Annotated in this window: 14 protein-coding genes and 1 pseudogene; 8 read left to right on the plus strand and 7 right to left on the minus strand. The window is 71.3% G+C overall.

Annotated features, from left to right (window positions below):
• Window positions 1–407: 407 nt before the first annotated feature.
• The 3 genes from ACIQ7D_RS18580 to dusB form a co-directional block, all read right to left on the minus strand.
• Entirely contained in the window at window positions 408–1652 is a 1245-nt protein-coding gene (locus ACIQ7D_RS18580) for a hypothetical protein (protein WP_403938753.1), read from the minus strand.
• Window positions 1546–3768: a S8 family serine peptidase gene (locus tag ACIQ7D_RS18585; protein WP_403938755.1), complete on the minus strand. Its 2223-nt coding sequence runs from the start codon at window positions 3766–3768 to the stop codon at window positions 1546–1548. The genes ACIQ7D_RS18580 and ACIQ7D_RS18585 overlap by 107 nt, the downstream gene beginning before the upstream one ends.
• 127 nt (window positions 3769–3895) lie before the next feature.
• Entirely contained in the window at window positions 3896–5026 is a 1131-nt protein-coding gene (gene dusB, locus ACIQ7D_RS18590; RefSeq protein ID WP_403938757.1) for a tRNA dihydrouridine synthase DusB, read from the minus strand.
• 65 nt (window positions 5027–5091) lie between these two features.
• Here dusB and ACIQ7D_RS18595 point away from each other — a divergent pair, with 65 nt between their 5' ends.
• A complete protein-coding gene (locus ACIQ7D_RS18595) occupies window positions 5092–6600 on the plus strand; it encodes an MFS transporter (protein WP_403938759.1) in 1509 nt (502 codons plus the stop codon).
• On the opposite strand, the gene ACIQ7D_RS18600 is transcribed toward ACIQ7D_RS18595, so the two are convergent.
• On the minus strand, window positions 6567–7499 hold the full coding sequence (locus ACIQ7D_RS18600) for a helix-turn-helix domain-containing protein (RefSeq protein ID WP_403938761.1): 933 nt from the start codon (window positions 7497–7499) through the stop codon (window positions 6567–6569). The genes ACIQ7D_RS18595 and ACIQ7D_RS18600 overlap by 34 nt on opposite strands.
• 167 nt (window positions 7500–7666) lie before the next feature.
• Between ACIQ7D_RS18600 and ACIQ7D_RS18605 the strand changes: the two are divergent.
• Window positions 7667–9069: pseudogene (locus ACIQ7D_RS18605) on the plus strand (MFS transporter).
• Window positions 9070–9173: 104 nt separating this feature from the next.
• Here ACIQ7D_RS18605 and ACIQ7D_RS18610 read toward each other — a convergent pair.
• A complete protein-coding gene (locus ACIQ7D_RS18610) occupies window positions 9174–9452 on the minus strand; it encodes a DUF6243 family protein (protein WP_403938763.1) in 279 nt (92 codons plus the stop codon).
• A 233-nt stretch (window positions 9453–9685) separates the two neighbouring features.
• Here ACIQ7D_RS18610 and ACIQ7D_RS18615 point away from each other — a divergent pair, with 233 nt between their 5' ends.
• Window positions 9686–10705 carry an aldo/keto reductase gene (locus ACIQ7D_RS18615; protein ID WP_403938765.1) on the plus strand — a complete coding sequence of 340 codons (1020 nt, stop codon included), beginning with the start codon at window positions 9686–9688 and terminating at the stop codon, window positions 10703–10705.
• A gap of 168 nt (window positions 10706–10873) precedes the next feature.
• Window positions 10874–11458, plus strand: coding sequence for a TetR/AcrR family transcriptional regulator (locus tag ACIQ7D_RS18620; protein ID WP_403938767.1), 585 nt, complete (start codon window positions 10874–10876; stop codon window positions 11456–11458).
• Window positions 11459–11511: 53 nt separating this feature from the next.
• Here the strand turns inward: ACIQ7D_RS18620 and ACIQ7D_RS18625 are convergent, their stop codons facing one another.
• On the minus strand, window positions 11512–11718 hold the full coding sequence (locus tag ACIQ7D_RS18625) for a hypothetical protein (RefSeq protein ID WP_403938769.1): 207 nt from the start codon (window positions 11716–11718) through the stop codon (window positions 11512–11514).
• 133 nt (window positions 11719–11851) lie between these two features.
• The gene (locus tag ACIQ7D_RS18630; RefSeq protein WP_403938771.1) at window positions 11852–13231 is read right to left on the minus strand and encodes a glycine--tRNA ligase; all 1380 of its coding nucleotides are present in this window, start codon (window positions 13229–13231) and stop codon (window positions 11852–11854) included.
• A 155-nt stretch (window positions 13232–13386) separates the two neighbouring features.
• On the opposite strand from ACIQ7D_RS18630, the gene ACIQ7D_RS18635 reads away from it, so the two are divergent.
• From ACIQ7D_RS18635 to ACIQ7D_RS18650, 4 genes are all read left to right on the plus strand, one after another.
• Window positions 13387–14388 (plus strand): metal ABC transporter substrate-binding protein, encoded by a 1002-nt coding sequence (locus ACIQ7D_RS18635; protein ID WP_403938773.1) that lies wholly within the window; start codon window positions 13387–13389, stop codon window positions 14386–14388.
• A 130-nt stretch (window positions 14389–14518) separates the two neighbouring features.
• Window positions 14519–15358, plus strand: a complete 840-nt coding sequence (locus ACIQ7D_RS18640) for a metal ABC transporter ATP-binding protein (RefSeq protein WP_403938775.1) — start codon at window positions 14519–14521, stop codon at window positions 15356–15358.
• Between the two features lie 2 nt (window positions 15359–15360).
• Window positions 15361–16290, plus strand: coding sequence for a metal ABC transporter permease (locus tag ACIQ7D_RS18645; RefSeq protein WP_403938777.1), 930 nt, complete (start codon window positions 15361–15363; stop codon window positions 16288–16290).
• An 86-nt stretch (window positions 16291–16376) separates the two neighbouring features.
• On the plus strand, window positions 16377–16817 hold the full coding sequence (locus tag ACIQ7D_RS18650) for a Fur family transcriptional regulator (RefSeq protein ID WP_403938779.1): 441 nt from the start codon (window positions 16377–16379) through the stop codon (window positions 16815–16817).
• The last annotated feature ends 41 nt before the right edge of the window (window positions 16818–16858 follow it).

A 16858-nucleotide genomic window follows, 5' to 3' on the forward strand; every position in this document is an offset into this window, starting at 1 on the left:
GTGGGAATCACTGTTGTCCGGCACGGTCTCGACTCCTCGACGACGCGGTGGCTGCCCTGGCTGGCGAGGAACATACCCAGATCGAAGGTGCCTGGGTACGGCCACTTGACTGTCATACGGCCTTAACCACCCGTCCGCCACCGGATCGAAAGCGCCCCGGCGGCGACGGGGCGCGCGCCGCTCCTTCACGCCTCGAAGCGGGCGTGACCCGGACATGACCCGTCGCGCTCAGATGAGCATTGATATCGACGTCTGAGTTCACTTCTTGAAGACGGAAAGGGTGGCACGGCGTGCCACCCTTTCCAGAGGTACAGCCACGCAAGATCCGCTCATCTGAGCTACTTCATCATCAAACGTGGCGAGAATCACGCCCTCGCCGCGCGCCTCCCGGGCGCGCCGCGCTCGGCTCAGGAAGCGTGCGGCGTCAGCAGATACGCGTCCGTGACCGTCACCTCGTAACCGTTGCCCTCGGTGTCCTTCAGCCCGCCCCTGAGCGATACCGAGGCGGCGGACGCGGGGTGGTCCAGCGTGATGGCGCGCTCACCGTTCTCCGTGGTGACGGGCGCCTTCCGCCAGGTGGTACCGCCGTCGTAGGACGCCTCGACCGTCAGGGACGCGACGCCCTTCCTGGCCGCGTTGCCCTCGACGACGAGCGGGACCCTCAGCGTCGTACCTGCCTCGGCGGTGCTGGCCGGGGTCAGCTCCGGGGCGAACCCGAGGGTGGACAGCGGCGGCAGGGCCACCGTGTTCCCGGGCGAGGCGGAGGTGAACGTCCACTCGGCGCTGACGCGGGTGGAGACCCGGGCGACCTCGGCCTTGCGTGTCGCGTCCACGCTCAGCGTGTAAGCGGACTCCTTGGCCGGCAGTCCCGAGACCTGGAGGCAGGGGCTGTCCTGTTCCTGGAACGTCTTCCCGTCCACGGTCAGCTTCGCCTTCACCACGGCCGGTCCGGTGTGGCCCGGACGGCCGGAGGTGTCGGAGAACACCGGCTGGCAGAGGACCGCGAAGTCCTCGATACGTCCCAGGTCCCCGGCCCGGATGTCCGGGGCGAAGACACCGACGTTGAGAGTGACGCCGTAGCTCTTGCCCGCCTCGTAACTCCGGCCCTGGTCCCGGTCGTAGAGGACCTCGTACTCACCGTCGAAGGGCACGTCGGCGGGTGCCTGCCCCACGCCGAAGGACCAGCGGTAGCCGGGCGGCGTGGTGACGTACTGCTTCGAGGTGTACGGGAGGGCGACATGGTTGCCCGCTCCGCCGACCCCCATGAACTCGTTCCACCACATCGGGTGGACCGATCCCACCTTGCCCGGGGCCGATGCGCCCACCCGCGCCCCGATCTCGGCGAGTTCGCTCGTGGCCGCCTGGTGCGTGAAGCCGTCGTACATGCTGCCGTCACGCGTGTAGAGCAGGCTGTACGTGTCCCCGCCGGCCGCCAGCATGGTGCCGACCTGGGCCTGGAACTCCTTGCCCGACACCGCCGCGCCGACCGACCCGGTCGAGAAGCCTTCCAGCGAGTCCATGTGGAAGAGGCCGTAGACGCCGCCGTCACCGGCGTCGAGGTTCCAGGACACCGACGCCTGGACCGGCTCGGCGGCCACGGGGGCCGTGACGGCCAGCGGCTCGGCGTCGCGCCCGTCGAAGACGAGGTTCATGTCCTCGGTGACGCTCAGCTTGGATCAGCTCGGAGACCTCGGTGTCCCGGCCGTCCTCGGGGGTGATGATCGGCGCGTCCACGAGGTAGTCGCCCTTGGGCAGCCGGACCGTGACCTTGCCGTCGCCGGTCCACTGCCCGGACTGCGCGCCGGTGGCGCGGTCGACGAAGACGACGGACGCCTCGGCCGGTTGGCCGTCGCGGTTCAGCAGGTCCACCGTGACGTCGTACGACTCGGCCTCACGGGTGACCCCGAAGGCCGTGCGCAGGCTCTGGCCGGTGGCCTTCGCCGCCCCGGCCTCCTTCGCCACCACCGCGCCGGAGAAGGCGCCGTACGCGTCGCTGACGCGGGTGTCCAGCGTCAGCGTGACCTTCGCGGTGCCACCGGCGGGAACGGTGACCCGCCCCGTGCCGGTCGTGGCCAGCCCGTCGGGTGCGGGCTTCCCGTCGGGGCCGGCCGCCTCGGCCGCCACGTCGAGGGTGACGGCTTCGGTCCCCTCGTTGCGGTACGTCACCTCCTTGGTGACCGGTTCCGCGCCCTCCGGCGACCAGCGCTGGGTGCCGAACCCGATCGAGGTCTCCTCGGTGACGACGGTCTGGGTGATCGCCTTCGCCACATCGGTACGGCCCGCGCCCTGCTGGAACGCCGTCAGCCCCTCGGTGGCGTCGGCCGAGGCGGTGAGAGCCCGCTTGAGCCGCTCGCCGCTCCAGTCCGGGTGCCGCTGCGCGAGGATCGCCGCGGCGCCCGCGACATGCGGCGCCGCCATCGACGTACCGCTCATGGCGACGTAGCCGTCGCCCGCCGGGGAGCCGAGGGTGCCCTCGGCCGCCTTCGCCGCGACGATGTCCACGCCGGGCGCGGTGATGTCCGGCTTCAGGGATCCGTCGGCGGACGGCCCCACGGAGGAGAAGCCGGCGATGGCGTCGTCGCGGTCCACCGCCCCGACCGTGAGGGCCGCCGCCGCGCTGCCGGGCGATCCGATGGTGCCCGCGCCGGGTCCCGCGTTGCCCGCCGAGACGACGAAGAGGATGCCGCTGCTCTCGGAGAGCGAGTCGACGGCCTCCTCCAGCGGGTCGGTCTCCGGTCCGTCGTAGCCGCCGAGGCTCATGTTCGCGACCTTGGCGCCCTGGTCGGCCGCCCACTGCATGGCGCCGAGGATGGCCGAGTCGGAGCCGTACCCGTCGTCGTCGAAGACCTTGGCGTCCAGGATCCGCGCCTTGGGGGCGACGCCCTTGTACGTGCCGCCCGCCCTGGCCCCGCTGCCGGCGATGGTCGAGGCGACATGGGTGCCGTGCCCGGCGCGGTCCACGGCGTCGGCGGAGCCGGAGAAGTTCTTCTCCTCGACCTCCACGCCCGCGAGGTCCGGGTGGGTCTGGTCCACGCCCGTGTCGATGACGGCGACCTTGACCCCGTCGCCCTCGTACCCGGCCGCCCAGGCGGTGGGTGCGCCGATCTGCGGGACGCTCCTGTCCAGGTTCACCTTGCGCTTGCCGTCGAGCCATACGCGGCTGATGCCGGAGGCCGCGACGCGGGCCTCGGCCCGGCCCGCGTCGGCGGTCAGCGCCTGCCAGACGCCGTCGGTGCCGTCCTTGGCCGCCGAGAGGGCCTGTCCGCCGACGGCGGGGAGGTCGCGCCCGGCCTTCGCGCCCGAAGCGGCCACGCGCGACTTCGCCGTACCGGCGCCCGCGTTCCTGTACGAGACGATCAGCGGGAGCGTGTCCCGGTGGGCGTCGTCGTACTCCGCCTCGACCAGGCCGGTCACGTCGAACAGCCGCCGGTCCACCGTGCCCTGGGCGATGAGCCGCAGGGCGTCGGTCGGGACCGCGTACGTACGGCCGTGCTCCCGGCGCACCGACATCCTCAGGTGCTCGCGGCCCTCGGCGGGACGCACCTGGGTCACATTGCCGCGGCCGTCCACGTCGACCCGGTCACCGGTGATCAGGGTGACCGTGGCCGCGCGGGGTACGGAGTCCGCGTGTAACGCCTGGCCACCGGCGGATGCTCCGGGTGTCCCCGGTGTCGTGGCGCCTGCCGTGGTCGCCAGTCCGGCGGCGAGCGCCACCGCGACGGCGACGGCACCCGCCCGACGACCGTCGGATCTGCTGGGTCTGCGCATCGAAGCTGCCCATCCTTCTCGTCGGAGAGTCAGAGAAAGACGAACGCTGCTGCGGCAGTGTGATCACCGGAGGACCGGAACATAACGTTTCCATAACGCACCGGCCGCACCCCCGCGTGTCGCGCACTCAGCCGCCGGACGTGTCCAGCTCCGCGTCCGCGCCGATGCCCGCGCAGTCGTACGGGTCCTTCAGCCAGCCGTCCGGCAGGACGACCCGGTTGTTCCCCGAGGTGCGCCCGCGCGGCCCGTCCGCGCCCTCCGGCCACGGCTGGTCCAGGTCGAGCCCGGCCATCAGCTCGTCCAGCTCCGCGAGCGACGAGGTGATGGCGAGCTGCTTGCGGAGCTGCGAGCCGACCGAGAAGCCCTTCAGGTACCAGGCCACGTGCTTACGGAAGTCGATCACCCCGCGCGCCTCGTCGCCGATCCACTCCCCCAGGAGCTGGGCGTGGCGCCGCATGACGGCCCCCACCTCGCGCAGCGTCGGCGCCGCGACCGTCCCCGTCCCCTCGAAGGCGGCCACCAGGTCGCCGAAGAGCCACGGCCGCCCCAGGCAGCCCCGCCCCACGACCACCCCGTCGCAGCCGGTCTCGCGCATCATGCGCAGCGCGTCCCCGGCCGACCAGATGTCGCCGTTGCCGAGCACCGGGATCTCCGGCACATGCTCCTTGAGCCGCGCGATCGCCTCCCAGTCGGCGGTGCCGCCGTAGTGCTGCGCGGCGGTCCTGCCGTGCAGCGCGATGGCCGTCACGCCCTCCTCGACGGCGATCCGCCCGGCATCCATGCAGGTGAGATGGGAGTCGTCGATGCCCTTGCGCATCTTCATCGTGACGGGCAGACCGCCCGCGCTGGAGACGGCCTCGCGCAGGATCGCGCGGAGCAGGGGCCGCTTGTACGGCAGTGCGGAGCCGCCGCCCCTGCGGGTCACCTTCGGCACCGGGCAGCCGAAGTTGAGGTCGATGTGGTCGGCCAGATCCTCGTCCACGATCATGCGGACCGCCTTGCCGACGGTGACCGGATCCACCCCGTAGAGCTGGATCGAGCGCGGTGTCTCGGTCGGGTCGAAGCGGATGAGCTGCATGGTCTTCTCGTTGCGCTCGACCAGGGCCCGGGTCGTGATCATCTCGCTGACGAACAGCCCCTTCCCTCCACTGAATTCCCTGCACAGCGTGCGGAAGGGGGCGTTGGTGATTCCGGCCATCGGGGCGAGCACGACGGGCGGGGTCACGGGGTACGGGCCGATGGCGAGTGGAGCGGTCATCCGGCCATTGTCGCGCACCGGGGCATTCATTAGTTAGCCGTACTACTCAGTCGTACCATCGACGTATGCCCGAGCTGAGCCCCCGGCGGAAAATACTGGTGCTGGCGATCTGTTGCATGAGTCTTCTGATCGTCAGCCTGGACAACACCGTCCTCAATGTCGCCCTCCCCTCCATGCAGCGCGAGCTCCACGCCTCGGTCTCCGGGATGCAGTGGACGATCGACGCGTACACCCTCGTTCTCGCCTCTCTGCTGATGCTCTCGGGCTCCACCGCCGACCGGATCGGCCGCCGGCGGGTCTTCCAGACCGGTCTCGTCCTCTTCACGCTCGGCTCGGCGCTCTGCTCCCTCGCCCCGAACCTCACCTCGCTCGTCGTGTTCCGCATGGTGCAGGCGGTCGGCGGCTCGATGCTCAACCCGGTCGCGATGTCGATCATCACCAACACCTTCACAGGACCGCGTGAGCGCGCCCGCGCCATCGGCGTCTGGGGCGCCGTCGTGGGCATCTCGATGGCGGCGGGCCCGCTGGTCGGCGGGGTGCTGGTGGACTCGGTCGGCTGGCGGTCGATCTTCTGGATCAATCTGCCGATCGGACTGGCCGCCCTGCTGCTGACCTGGCGGTACGTCCCCGAGTCCCGGGCGCCGAAGCCGCGCCGCCCCGACCCGGTCGGGCAGCTCCTGGTCATCGGCGTCCTCGGGGCGCTGACGTACGCGATCATCGAGGCGCCCGCGAAGGGGTGGACCTCGCCGCTGATCGTGTCGTTCGCCGCCTTCTCCGCGCTCTGTCTGGCGGGGCTCCTCCTGTACGAGCCGAGGCGCGCCGAACCTCTGATCGACCTGCGTTTCTTCCACAGCGCGCCGTTCAGCGGAGCGACCGTCATCGCCGTGTGCGGCTTCGCGGCGCTGGGCGGCTTCCTTTTCCTGAACACGCTCTACCTCCAGAACGTGCGGGGTCTGTCCGCCCTCCACGCGGGCCTCTACATGCTGCCCATGGCGGCCCTGACCTTCCTCTGCGCCCCGCTGTCGGGCCGGCTGGTCGGCAGCCGCGGCCCCCGGCTGCCCCTGCTGGTCGCGGGTACGGCGATGACGGCGAGCGGGCTGCTCTTCGCCACGCTGGACGCCGAGGCGACGACCGGGCTGATGTTCACCGGGTATGTGCTCTTCGGGCTGGGCTTCGGCATGCTGAACGCCCCCATCACCAACACCGCCGTTTCCGGGATGCCGCGCGCCCAGGCGGGTGTGGCGGCGGCCGTCGCCTCCACGAGCCGTCAGATCGGTCAGACGCTGGGGGTCGCGGTGATCGGCGCGGTGCTGGCGGGCGGGGTGGCCGTGAGCGGGGCGGGCGGAGCCGGCTCGGCCGCGTACCGCACCGGGTTCGACGAGGTGAGCGGCGTCGCGTGGTGGATCATCACCGCGTGCGGGCTGTGCGTGCTGCTGGTGGGCGCGCTGACCAGCGGCGCGTGGGCGCGCGGGACGGCGCTGCGCACGGCGGGGCGGCTGGAGTCCGAGCCCTCTCCGGTGGGCCTGGCGAAGTCCGGGGCTCAGACGCCCGCGGACACCCGGGCCGACACCTGAACCTCCCGCGCCCCCGGGGCCGCCCCCGCGGCCACCCCTGTGGTGCGCACCAGCCTCTCCAGCCGGTGCCGGGACTCCTCGTCCACAGGTACGTACGTGACCAGCCGGGACCCCGAGGCGGGGCCGAGCCAGAGGTTGGTGTGCTCCAGGTCGAGCCGGCCGACGCGCGCGTTGACGAACCGTTTGGTCCGGTCGCCCACCGGGGCCACCACCTCATGCCGCTCCCAGATCTCCCGGAACTCGGGCGAGGCCGCGCGCAGCCGTCCCAGCAGCGTCTTCCACGGCGGCTCGGCGAGGTGCTCGGCCATCGCGGCCCGGAACTTGGCCGCCATGATCCGGACGGTCTCGTCCCGGTTGGCCAGCGCCGCGCGCCACTCGTCGTTGGTGAAGGCGAGCAGGATGCAGTTGCGGTCCTCGGGCGGCACGGCGTCCAGGTCGCACAGGAGCACCCGGTAGGCCTGGTTGTACGCGAGGATGTCGTACCGGCTGTTCTGCACGCACGCCGGGAAGGGGTCGAGCCGCGCCAGCATCTCCCGCAGGGCGGGGGTGATGGTGGGGCAGGGCGTCCCGGGGGCGGGATCGACGACGCCGGCCAGCGAGAAGAGATGCGCGCGCTCGCCTGCGTCGAGGAGCAGCGCGCGGGCGAGGGCGTCCATAACCTGGGCGGAGACCTGGATGGGCCTGGCCTGTTCGATCCACGTGTACCACGTGACGCCGACGGCGGAGAGCTGGGCGACCTCCTCGCGGCGCAGTCCGGGCGTACGGCGCCGGGGGCCCCGGTCGAGCCCGACCTGCTCGGGGGTGATGCGCTCGCGGCGGCTGCGCAGGAACCCGGCGAGTTCATGCCGCCGGATGTCGGTCGCCTGTCCGGTCGCCGCGGTCCGTGCGAGGGTGGTCATGGTTCCAGGGTGCCGCACGGTCCATCCTGTTGCCAGGTAGTACCGGTACCAGGATAAGGAGACTCTGGTACCAGGCTCGGACGGGGAGCACCCTCGATGAGGTGAGCAGATCATCCATCTCCCTCCCGACCCCGTCCACCGCCGCCGGTGCCACCCCGGTCGGCGCGGTGGCACCCGTCGTACGCGATCACGGGTCCGTCCTCGGCCCGCTGGGGCTGTTCACCGTGCTGCTCGGAGCGGCGCTGCCCCTGATCGACTTCTTCATCGTCAATGTCGCCCTGCCGACCATCGACCGTGATCTGGCGGCCGGTCCCGCCATGCTGGAGCTGGTCGTCGCCGGGTACGGGCTCTCCTACGCCGTACTCCTCGTCCTCGGCGGCCGGCTCGGGGACATGTTCGGCAGACGGCGGCTCTTCCTCGCCGGGATGGCGGCCTTCGGCCTCACGTCGCTGCTGTGCGGCCTCGCGCCGACCGCCGGGACGCTGGGGCGCGGGTCGCGCAGGGCGCGGCGGCGGCGCTGATGCTGCCGCAGGTGCTGGCCACGATCCACGCCTCGACCACCGGGCCGCGCCGGGCCAGGGCGCTGAGCCTGTACGGGGCGACCGCGGGGCTGGCGATGGTGGTGGGCCAGATCCTCGGCGGCGTGCTCGTCGCCGCCGACCTGGCGGGCACCGGCTGGCGGGCGATCTTCCTGGTGAACGTGCCGGTCGCGCTGGCGGGCCTGGTGCCGGCGTTCCGTTCGGTCCCCGAGACGCGCGCGCAGCGGCCCGCGCCCGTCGACGTACCGGGGACGCTGCTGCTGGCGCTCTCCCTGGTGACGCTGCTGGCGCCGCTCACCGAGGGCCGGGCGGCCGGCTGGCCCGTGTGGACCTGGGCCTCGCTCGCCGCCTTCCCGGTGGTGGCGTACGTCTTCCTGCGCGTGGAGCGGCGGGCCGACCGGCAGGGGCGCACGCCGCTGGTGCCGCCGAGCCTCTTCGCGCTGGTCTCGGTACGGCGCGGGCTCGCGATGATCGTGCCGTTCTCGATCGGCTTCGGCGGCTTCATGTTCGTGATCGCGGTCGCGCTCCAGCAGGGGCTGGGGATGGGAACGGTGGCCGCCGGGGTGGCGCTGGTGCCCATGGCGGTGGCGTTCTTCGGGGCGTCGCTGGCCGGGCCGCGGCTGATCCGGCGGTACGGCAGCCTCGTCGTCACGGCCGGCGCGGTGCTCCAGGCGGTGGGGGTGGCGCTGCTGGTGCTCACCGTGCGGGACGGCTGGCCCGCGATCGGCACGCCGGAACTGCTGCCGGGGATCGCGCTGGCCGGTCTCGGCCAGGGGCTCCAGCTCCCGGTGATCATCCGGATCGTGCTCGCGGACGTGCCGTCCGAACGGGCCGGGGTGGGCAGCGGGGTGCTGGTCACGACCCAGCAGTCCGCGCTGGCGCTGGGGGTGGCGACGCTGGGCTCGCTCTTCCTGACGCTGACGTCCTCGGTGGGGATGCGGGACGCGCTGGCGGTGACGCTGCTGGTGCAGCTCGGGACGGTGGTCCTGACGGCGCTGCTCAGTCTGCGGCTGCCGCGCGCGATCGGCTGAGCCCAGGGGAACGCCGAGGGGGAGCAGGGGGTGGGCCCGGATCGTCTCGTGATCCGGGCCCATCGCGCGCTGTTCCGTAGCCGTCCCTCAGGGGACGGGCGGCGTCAGGCCTGCGCCGCGTCCTCGCCGTTCGCCGGGGTGGTGTCGTCCGCCGGGGAGGTGCCGCCCGCCGGGGAGGTGCCGCCCGCCGGGGCGGTGTCGTCCTGGTCGGCCGGCGTCTGGCCCGCCGCGCGCTCCCGCATCTTGCGCAGCAGCTCCTGCTTCTGGTCGGCGGCGGCCTTGCGGTTGGCGTCACGGGCGGGGCCGCTGGACTGCGGGTCCGTGCGGCTCATCTTCGTGCGCTGACCGCCCACGCCGAGAAGGTTGTTGCGGCTCTTTGCCACGGGGTTCTCCCGAAGTGATGAGAAGTGATCTGCGGATTCGTCGGTGGGGGGCGGTGCGGAGACCGCCGCGCTCTCACTCGTAGATCTGGAAGAACATGCCCGAGACGCTACCACCGGGTGCGACCGGGGCGTAACGCGTTTTCCGTACACCTGAACGGATGACAGATATTGAAATCTGTCATCCGTCATGTCATTCTCGATGGTGTCCGGATTCACGTATGGAGGAAGCCGCCATGACCACTCACGCCATCCCCACCCGCGCCCTCGGCGCCACGGGCCCCCAGGTCTCCGCCCTCGGCCTCGGCTGCATGGGCATGTCCCCGATGTACGGAGAGGTGGACCGCGCCGAGTCCATCGCCACCCTGCACGCCGCGCTCGACGCGGGCGTCACCCTGCTCGACACCGGCGACTTCTACGCGATGGGGCACAACGAGCTGCTGATCGCGGAGGCGCTGCGCACCGCGCCGGCGGGTGCCCGCGAACGGGCGCTCACCAGCGTCAAGTTCGGCGCCCTGCGCGATCCCGACAACGGCTGGGGTGGAAACGACGGACGCCCGGCCGCCGTCAAGAACTTCGCCGCCTACTCCCTCCAGCGCCTCGGCACCGACCACATCGACATCTACCGGATCGCCCGCGTCGACCCCGATGTCCCGATCGAGGAGACGGTCGGTGCCATCGCCGAGCTGGTCGAGGCCGGCCATGTACGCCACATCGGCCTTTCCGAGGCGGGCAGCGACACCATCCGCCGGGCCGCCTCGGTCGCCCCGATCGCGGACCTCCAGATCGAGTACGGGCTGATCTCCCGCTCCATCGAGGACAACATCCTGGCGACGGTCCGCGAGCTGGGGATCGGTGTCACGGCGTACGGAGTGCTCTCGCGCGGGCTGATCAGCGGCCACTTCACCCGCGACCGCGAGCTGAGGCCGAGCGACTTCCGGGCGTTCAGCCCGCGCTTCCAGGGGGAGAACCTCGATCACAACCTGGCGCTGGTCGACTCGCTGCGCAAGCTCGCCGAGCAGAAGGGCGTCACGGTCGCGCAGATCGCCATCGCCTGGGTGCTCGCCCAGGGCGAGGACATCGTCCCGCTGATCGGCGCCCGGCGCCGGGACCGGCTGACCGAGGCCCTGGGTGCCCTGGACGTCACGCTCGACGCCGCCGATCTCGCCGCCCTCGACCAGGCCTTCCCGGCAGGCGTCGCGGCGGGCGACCGCTATCCGGCCTCGCAGATGTCGTCCCTGGACAGCGAACGGTGACCGGGGCGCGGCAGGACCGCGCGCGGCTCAGGGGGAGGGGGGCACGGAGGGCTCACCCGGCGGGCCGTCCGGCCCGGGGTGACCGGTAGTGTCGCCTGGCACCCCAGGTGACGTACCGCCGCCGTACGAACCGCACAAGCCGCACGAGCCATGAAAGGTCGGGCAGCCATGTCCCCCGAGACCCTGACCGCCGAGCGCATCCTCGAAGCCACCGAGGAGGTGCTGCGCCGTTACGGGCCGGCGAAGGCGACGGTGGTGGATGTGGCGCGGCTGCTCGGGGTCAGTCACGGCAGCGTCTACCGGCACTTCAGGACAAAGGCGGCGCTGCGCGAGGCGGTCACGGCGCGCTGGCTGAGCGGCACGGAGCGGGTGCTCCAGGAGATCGTCGACGGGGCGGGGGCGCCCGGCCCGGAGAAGCTGCGGGGCTGGCTGCTGGCGCTGTTCGACACCAAGCGCCACAAGGCGGGCGACGACCCCGAGCTGTTCGCCACGTACTCGGTGCTCGCCGAGGAACAGAGCGACGCGGTGGACGCGCATCTGACGGAGCTGACCGGACAGCTCACACGGATCGTCCAAGAGGGCGTGCGCGCGGGCGAGTTCGTGGCGCCGGACCCGGCGGGTGCGGCCGGGGCGCTCTTCGTCGCGACGGCGCGCTTCCACGACCCGTGCTACGCACCGGAGTGGCAGAAGCCCACGATCGACGCCGACTTCACCGCCGTCGCCGATCTGCTGCTGCGCGGCCTCAAGCCCTGACGGCGGGGGACGGCGCCCGCCTCCGCCCCCTCCCCCGCCCGGGCGGCCGGCGGTCAGCCCGCCGCCGGGTCCACCGTGGCCTGGTGGGCCTCGGTGAGGTGTTCCTCGGCCTTGAGCCAGGGAAGGAACTGCGCCCCCTTCCGCCAGCCGCAGGTGTCACATATCAACGACCGCTGCACACCCGCCTTCTGCACCCGGACGACATGTTCCCGTCCGTGCTGATCCCATCGGCTGACCTTGCTGGTGGTGGAGGACGGCATGATCCGTTCCTCTCTTCTCGGGGAGCGCCCAGTGTGCCGCAAGGCTCCGCCGTGGAACGCGGACAGGCCCCCGGTTCCGTGACGGAACCGGGGGCCTGTCCAAAACTCCCGTGGAGTCTCGCGTACTTCGCGGTCAGCAGCCGAGCAGGTGCTCGCCCAGGTAGCTCTGGATCCGGTCCAGCGAGACGCGCTCCTGCTTCATCGTGTCGCGCTCGCGCACCGTCACCGCGTTGTCGTCCAGGGTGTCGAAGTCGACGGTCACGCAGAACGGCGTGCCGATCTCGTCCTGGCGGCGGTAGCGGCGGCCGATGGCGCCCGCGTCGTCGAACTCGATGTTCCAGTTGCGCCGCAGGTCCGTCGCGAGACCCTTGGCCTTCGGCGAGAGCTGCGGGTTGCGGGAGAGCGGCAGCACGGCGACCTTGACCGGCGCGAGGCGCGGGTCGAGGCGCATCACGGTGCGCTTCTCCAGCACGCCCTTCGCGTTGGGCGCCTCGTCCTCGTTGTACGCGTCGAGGAGGAAGGCGAGCATCGCGCGGCCCACACCGGCGGCGGGCTCGATGACGTACGGGGTCCAGCGTTCACCGGCCTCCTGGTCGAAGTACGACAGGTCGTGACCGGACGCCTTGGAGTGTGCGGAGAGGTCGTAGTCCGTGCGGTTGGCGACACCCTCCAGCTCGCCCCACTCGCTGCCGCCGAACTGGAAGCGGTACTCGATGTCGGCGGTGCGCTTGGAGTAGTGCGAGAGCTTCTCGGCCGGGTGGTCGTACCAGCGCATGTTCTCCTCACGGAGACCCAGGTCGCGGTACCAGTTCCAGCGCTGCTCCATCCAGTATTCCTGCCACTGCTCGTCCTCGCCCGGCTTGACGAAGAACTCCATCTCCATCTGCTCGAACTCGCGCGTGCGGAAGATGAAGTTGCCCGGAGTGATCTCGTTCCGGAAGGACTTGCCCATCTGCGCGATGCCGAACGGCGGCTTCTTGCGCGAGGTCTGCTGCACCTGGGCGAAGTTGGTGAAGATGCCCTGCGCGGTCTCGGGGCGCAGGTAGGCGATCGAGCCGGAGTCCTGCGTCGGGCCGAGGTGGGTGGAGAGCAGACCGGAGAACTGCTTGGGCTCGGTGAAGGTGCCCTTGTTGCCGCAGTTCGGGCAGTTCAGCTCGGAGAGGCTCGCGGGGGCCTTGCCGTGCTTCGCCTCGTACGCCTCCTCCAGGTGGTCGGCGCGGAAGCGCTTGTGGCAAGAGGTGCACTCGGTGAGCGGGTCGGTGAAGGTCGCGACGTGGCCGGACGCCTCCCAGACCTCCGTGGCGAGGATCACCGACGAGTCGATGCCGACAACGTCCTCGCGCGAGGTGACCATGTAGCGCCACCACTGACGCTTGAGGTTTTCCTTCAGCTCGACTCCGAGCGGCCCGTAGTCCCAGGCGGCCCGCTGACCACCGTAGATCTCACTGCACGGGTAGACGAAGCCACGGCGCTTGCTCAGGTTGACGATGCTGTCGATCTTGTCGGCGGCCACGGGTCTCTCTTCATTACGACGACGACGAACGGCGAATGCTTCAGATTAGCGGCGCGCGCACCCCTTCGATCAAATCGGTGCGGAGCAAGAGACATTCCGACCCGTTACCGGACCCTTGTTGACAACCGTTTCCACTTTTGTTGAAAATGACTGTCATGAACGTACGACGACGCCTCATACCCACCGCCGCCCTCGCCGGAACCGTCACCCTCGGCATGGTGGCGCTCTCCGCCTGCTCTTCCTCCTCCGACACGACCGGGAAGAGCCGTGACGGCAAGCTCGCGGTGATCGCGTCGTTCTACCCCATGGAATACCTGGCCCAGCAGATCGGCGGCGACCACGTCTCCGTCACCACCCTCACCAAGCCGGGCGTCGAGCCGCACGACCTGGAGCTGAAGCCCCGGCAGGCCGCCCAGCTCGGCGAGGCCGACGTCATCCTCTACCTCAAGGGCATCCAGCCCGCCGTGGACAAGGCCATCGACCAGTCCGGGGCGAAGACGGTCATCGACGCGACGACCCTCACCACACTGGAGAACCACGGCACGGAGACCGGCCACGACCACGGTCACGACGACCACGCCGGCGAGGCCGCCACGGACGAGGCCGACCACGGGCACGAGGAGTCGGACACGGACGGCAAGGACCCGCACATCTGGCTCGACCCGGTGCGGTTCGCCGAGGTCGCCAAGGGCGTCGGCGCCTCCCTGGAGAAGGCCGACCCCGACCACGCCGCCGCGTACAAGAAGAACACCAGCGCGCTGGTCACCAGGCTGGACGGCCTGAACACGTCCTTCAAGGACGGCCTCGCCGACACCGGCACCAAGACGTTCATCACCACCCACGCCGCCTTCGGCTACCTCGCCGAGCGTTACGGTCTGGAGCAGGAGGCCATCGCCGGCATCGACCCCGAGTCGGAGCCGAGCCCGGCCCGGGTGAAGGAACTGGAGACCATCGCGAAGCGGGACAAGGTCACCACCGTATTCTTCGAGACACTCGCCAGTGACAAGACCGCCAAAACGGTGGCCGGGGACTCCGGGCTCACCACGGATGTCCTCGACCCGATCGAGGGAATCACCGACAAGACCAGGGGCCGCGACTACATCGAGGTCATGCGGTCCAACCTGGAAGCCCTGCGCACCGCGCTGGGCGCGAAATGACCTGACGTGACACGGAGCGGGCGAAACGATTCCCCTGACCGGGGGCGGCCCTCGACCAGGGGTGACTCCCCCGCCGGTGGCGACATCGGCGGCGACGGCAGCGACGAGACCAGCAACGGAGGCGCCTGAGATGGCGACGGTGGAGAGCGACCACGCCAGGGCGGCGGAACGCGCCCCGGCGCACCCCGGTACCGACGGCGGCCCCCCGCCCGTCATCACCGTCCGCGGCGCCGCCGCCACGCTCGGCGCGCGCCCCGTGCTGCGCGGCATCGACCTCACCGTGCGCCGCGGCGAGGTGGTCGCCCTGCTCGGCGCCAACGGCTCCGGCAAGTCCACCGCCGTACGGTCCGTGATCGGCCAGGTCCCGCTGGCCGACGGCGAGATCTCGCTCTTCGGCACCCCGCTGCGCCGCTTCCGCGCGTGGCGGCGCGTCGGCTACGTACCGCAGCGCACCACCGCCGCGAGCGGCGTGCCCGCGACCGTCCGCGAGGTCGTCTCCTCCGGCCGGCTCTCCCGTACGAGCCCGTTGCGGCTGGGATGGCCCACCAAGGCCGATCGTGCGGCCGTTCAGCGGGCCATCGAGCTGGTGGGCCTCGGCGACCGCGCCAGGGACTCCGTGGGCGCCCTGTCGGGCGGCCAGCACCAGCGGGTGCTGATCGCCCGCGCGCTCGCCTCCGAGCCCGAGCTGCTGATCATGGACGAGCCGATGGCGGGCGTCGACCTGGCCAGTCAGGCCATCCTCGCGGCGACCCTGCGCGAGCAGGTGGCGGCCGGCGCGACCGTACTGCTCGTCCTGCACGAGCTGGGCCCGCTGGAGCCGCTGATCGACCGCGCGGTGGTGCTGCGCGACGGCTGCGTGGTGCACGACGGACCGCCGCCGAAGGCCGTCGGCCAGCACGCCCTGCCCGGCCACGACCACGTTCATCCGCACGCGGCCGGCGAGCCGCTCCGTACAGGACTGCTGACCTGACCATGGAAATCCTTGAGACCGCCTTCATGCAGCGGGCGCTGATCGCCGCCGTCCTGGTCGGCGTCACCGCGCCCGCCGTAGGTATCTACCTCGTCCAGCGCCGGCAGGCCCTGATGGGCGACGGCATCGGCCATGTGGCGATGACCGGGGTCGGCCTGGGCTTCCTGCTCTCCGCGAGCCCGATATGGATGGCCACGCTCGTCGCGGTCCTCGGCGCCGTCACGATGGAGCTGATCAGGGCGTACGGCCGCACCCGCGGTGACATCGCGCTGGCGATGCTCTTCTACGGGGGCATGGCGGGCGGTGTGCTGCTGATCAACCTCGCGCCGAACGGTTCCAACGCGAACCTCAGTTCGTACCTCTTCGGCTCGCTCTCGACCGTCTCTCCCTCCGACGTCACCGCGATCTCGCTGCTCGCCGGATTTGTGGTGCTGGTCACGGTGGGTCTGCGGCGGCAGCTCTTCGCCGTCAGCCAGGACGAGGAGTTCGCCCGGGTCACCGGGCTGCCGGTGCGCGCCCTGAACCTGCTGATCGCGGTGACCGCCGCCGTGACGGTCACGGTCGCCATGCGGGTGGTGGGGCTGCTGCTGGTCAGCGCGCTGATGGTGGTGCCGGTGGCGGCGGCGCAGCAGGTCACGCGCTCGTTCGTGGTCACGTTCGTGCTGTCCGTCGTGATCGGTACGGCGGTGACGCTGGCCGGCACGGTCACCTCGTACTACCAGGACGTACCGCCGGGCGCGACGATCGTGCTGATCGCGATCGGGGTCTTCGTCCTGCTGACCGCGCTCGCCGCGCCGCTGGCCCGGCGCCGGGCCCGTGCGCTGAGGAACGCGGAAGCGTGTCTCGTACAGGCGGACGGAACCGGACCGGCGCCGGTGCCGGTAGCCGACGTCCCCGGCGCCCGGCGCCCGGCGGAGGACGCCACGGCATGACCGCGGGCCGGTCCTGGACTGGCAGAATGGGCCCGTAGACAAGCGGGCAACGCCCGGAGGACACGGGCAGAGGCAAGGAGGCACCGGTGACGACTGCGCCCAGCGGCGGATCGAACGCGGCCCCCGTGCGCGGCCGATCGACCCGCCAGCGCGCCGCGGTGGCGGCGGCGCTCGACGAGGTGGACGAGTTCCGCAGCGCTCAGGATCTCCACGACATGCTCAAACACCGTGGTGACTCGGTGGGACTGACCACGGTCTACCGCACGCTCCAGTCGCTCGCCGACGCGGGCGAGGTCGACGTGCTGCGCACGAACGACGGCGAATCGGTCTACCGGCGCTGCTCGACCGGCGACCACCACCACCATCTCGTCTGCCGGATCTGCGGCAAGGCGGTCGAGGTCGAGGGGCCCGCTGTCGAGCAGTGGGCGGAGACGATCGCGGCCCAGCACGGTTATGTGAGCGTGGCCCACACGGTGGAGATCTTCGGCACCTGCGCGGAGTGCGCGGCGGCTGCCGCCAGGAACTGAACCGCGCGGAGGGGTGGGCCCCGGTGATCACCGGGGCCCAC

Source organism: Streptomyces sp. NPDC096310, assembly GCF_044763125.1.
Classification (GTDB): Bacteria; Actinomycetota; Actinomycetes; order Streptomycetales; family Streptomycetaceae; genus Streptomyces.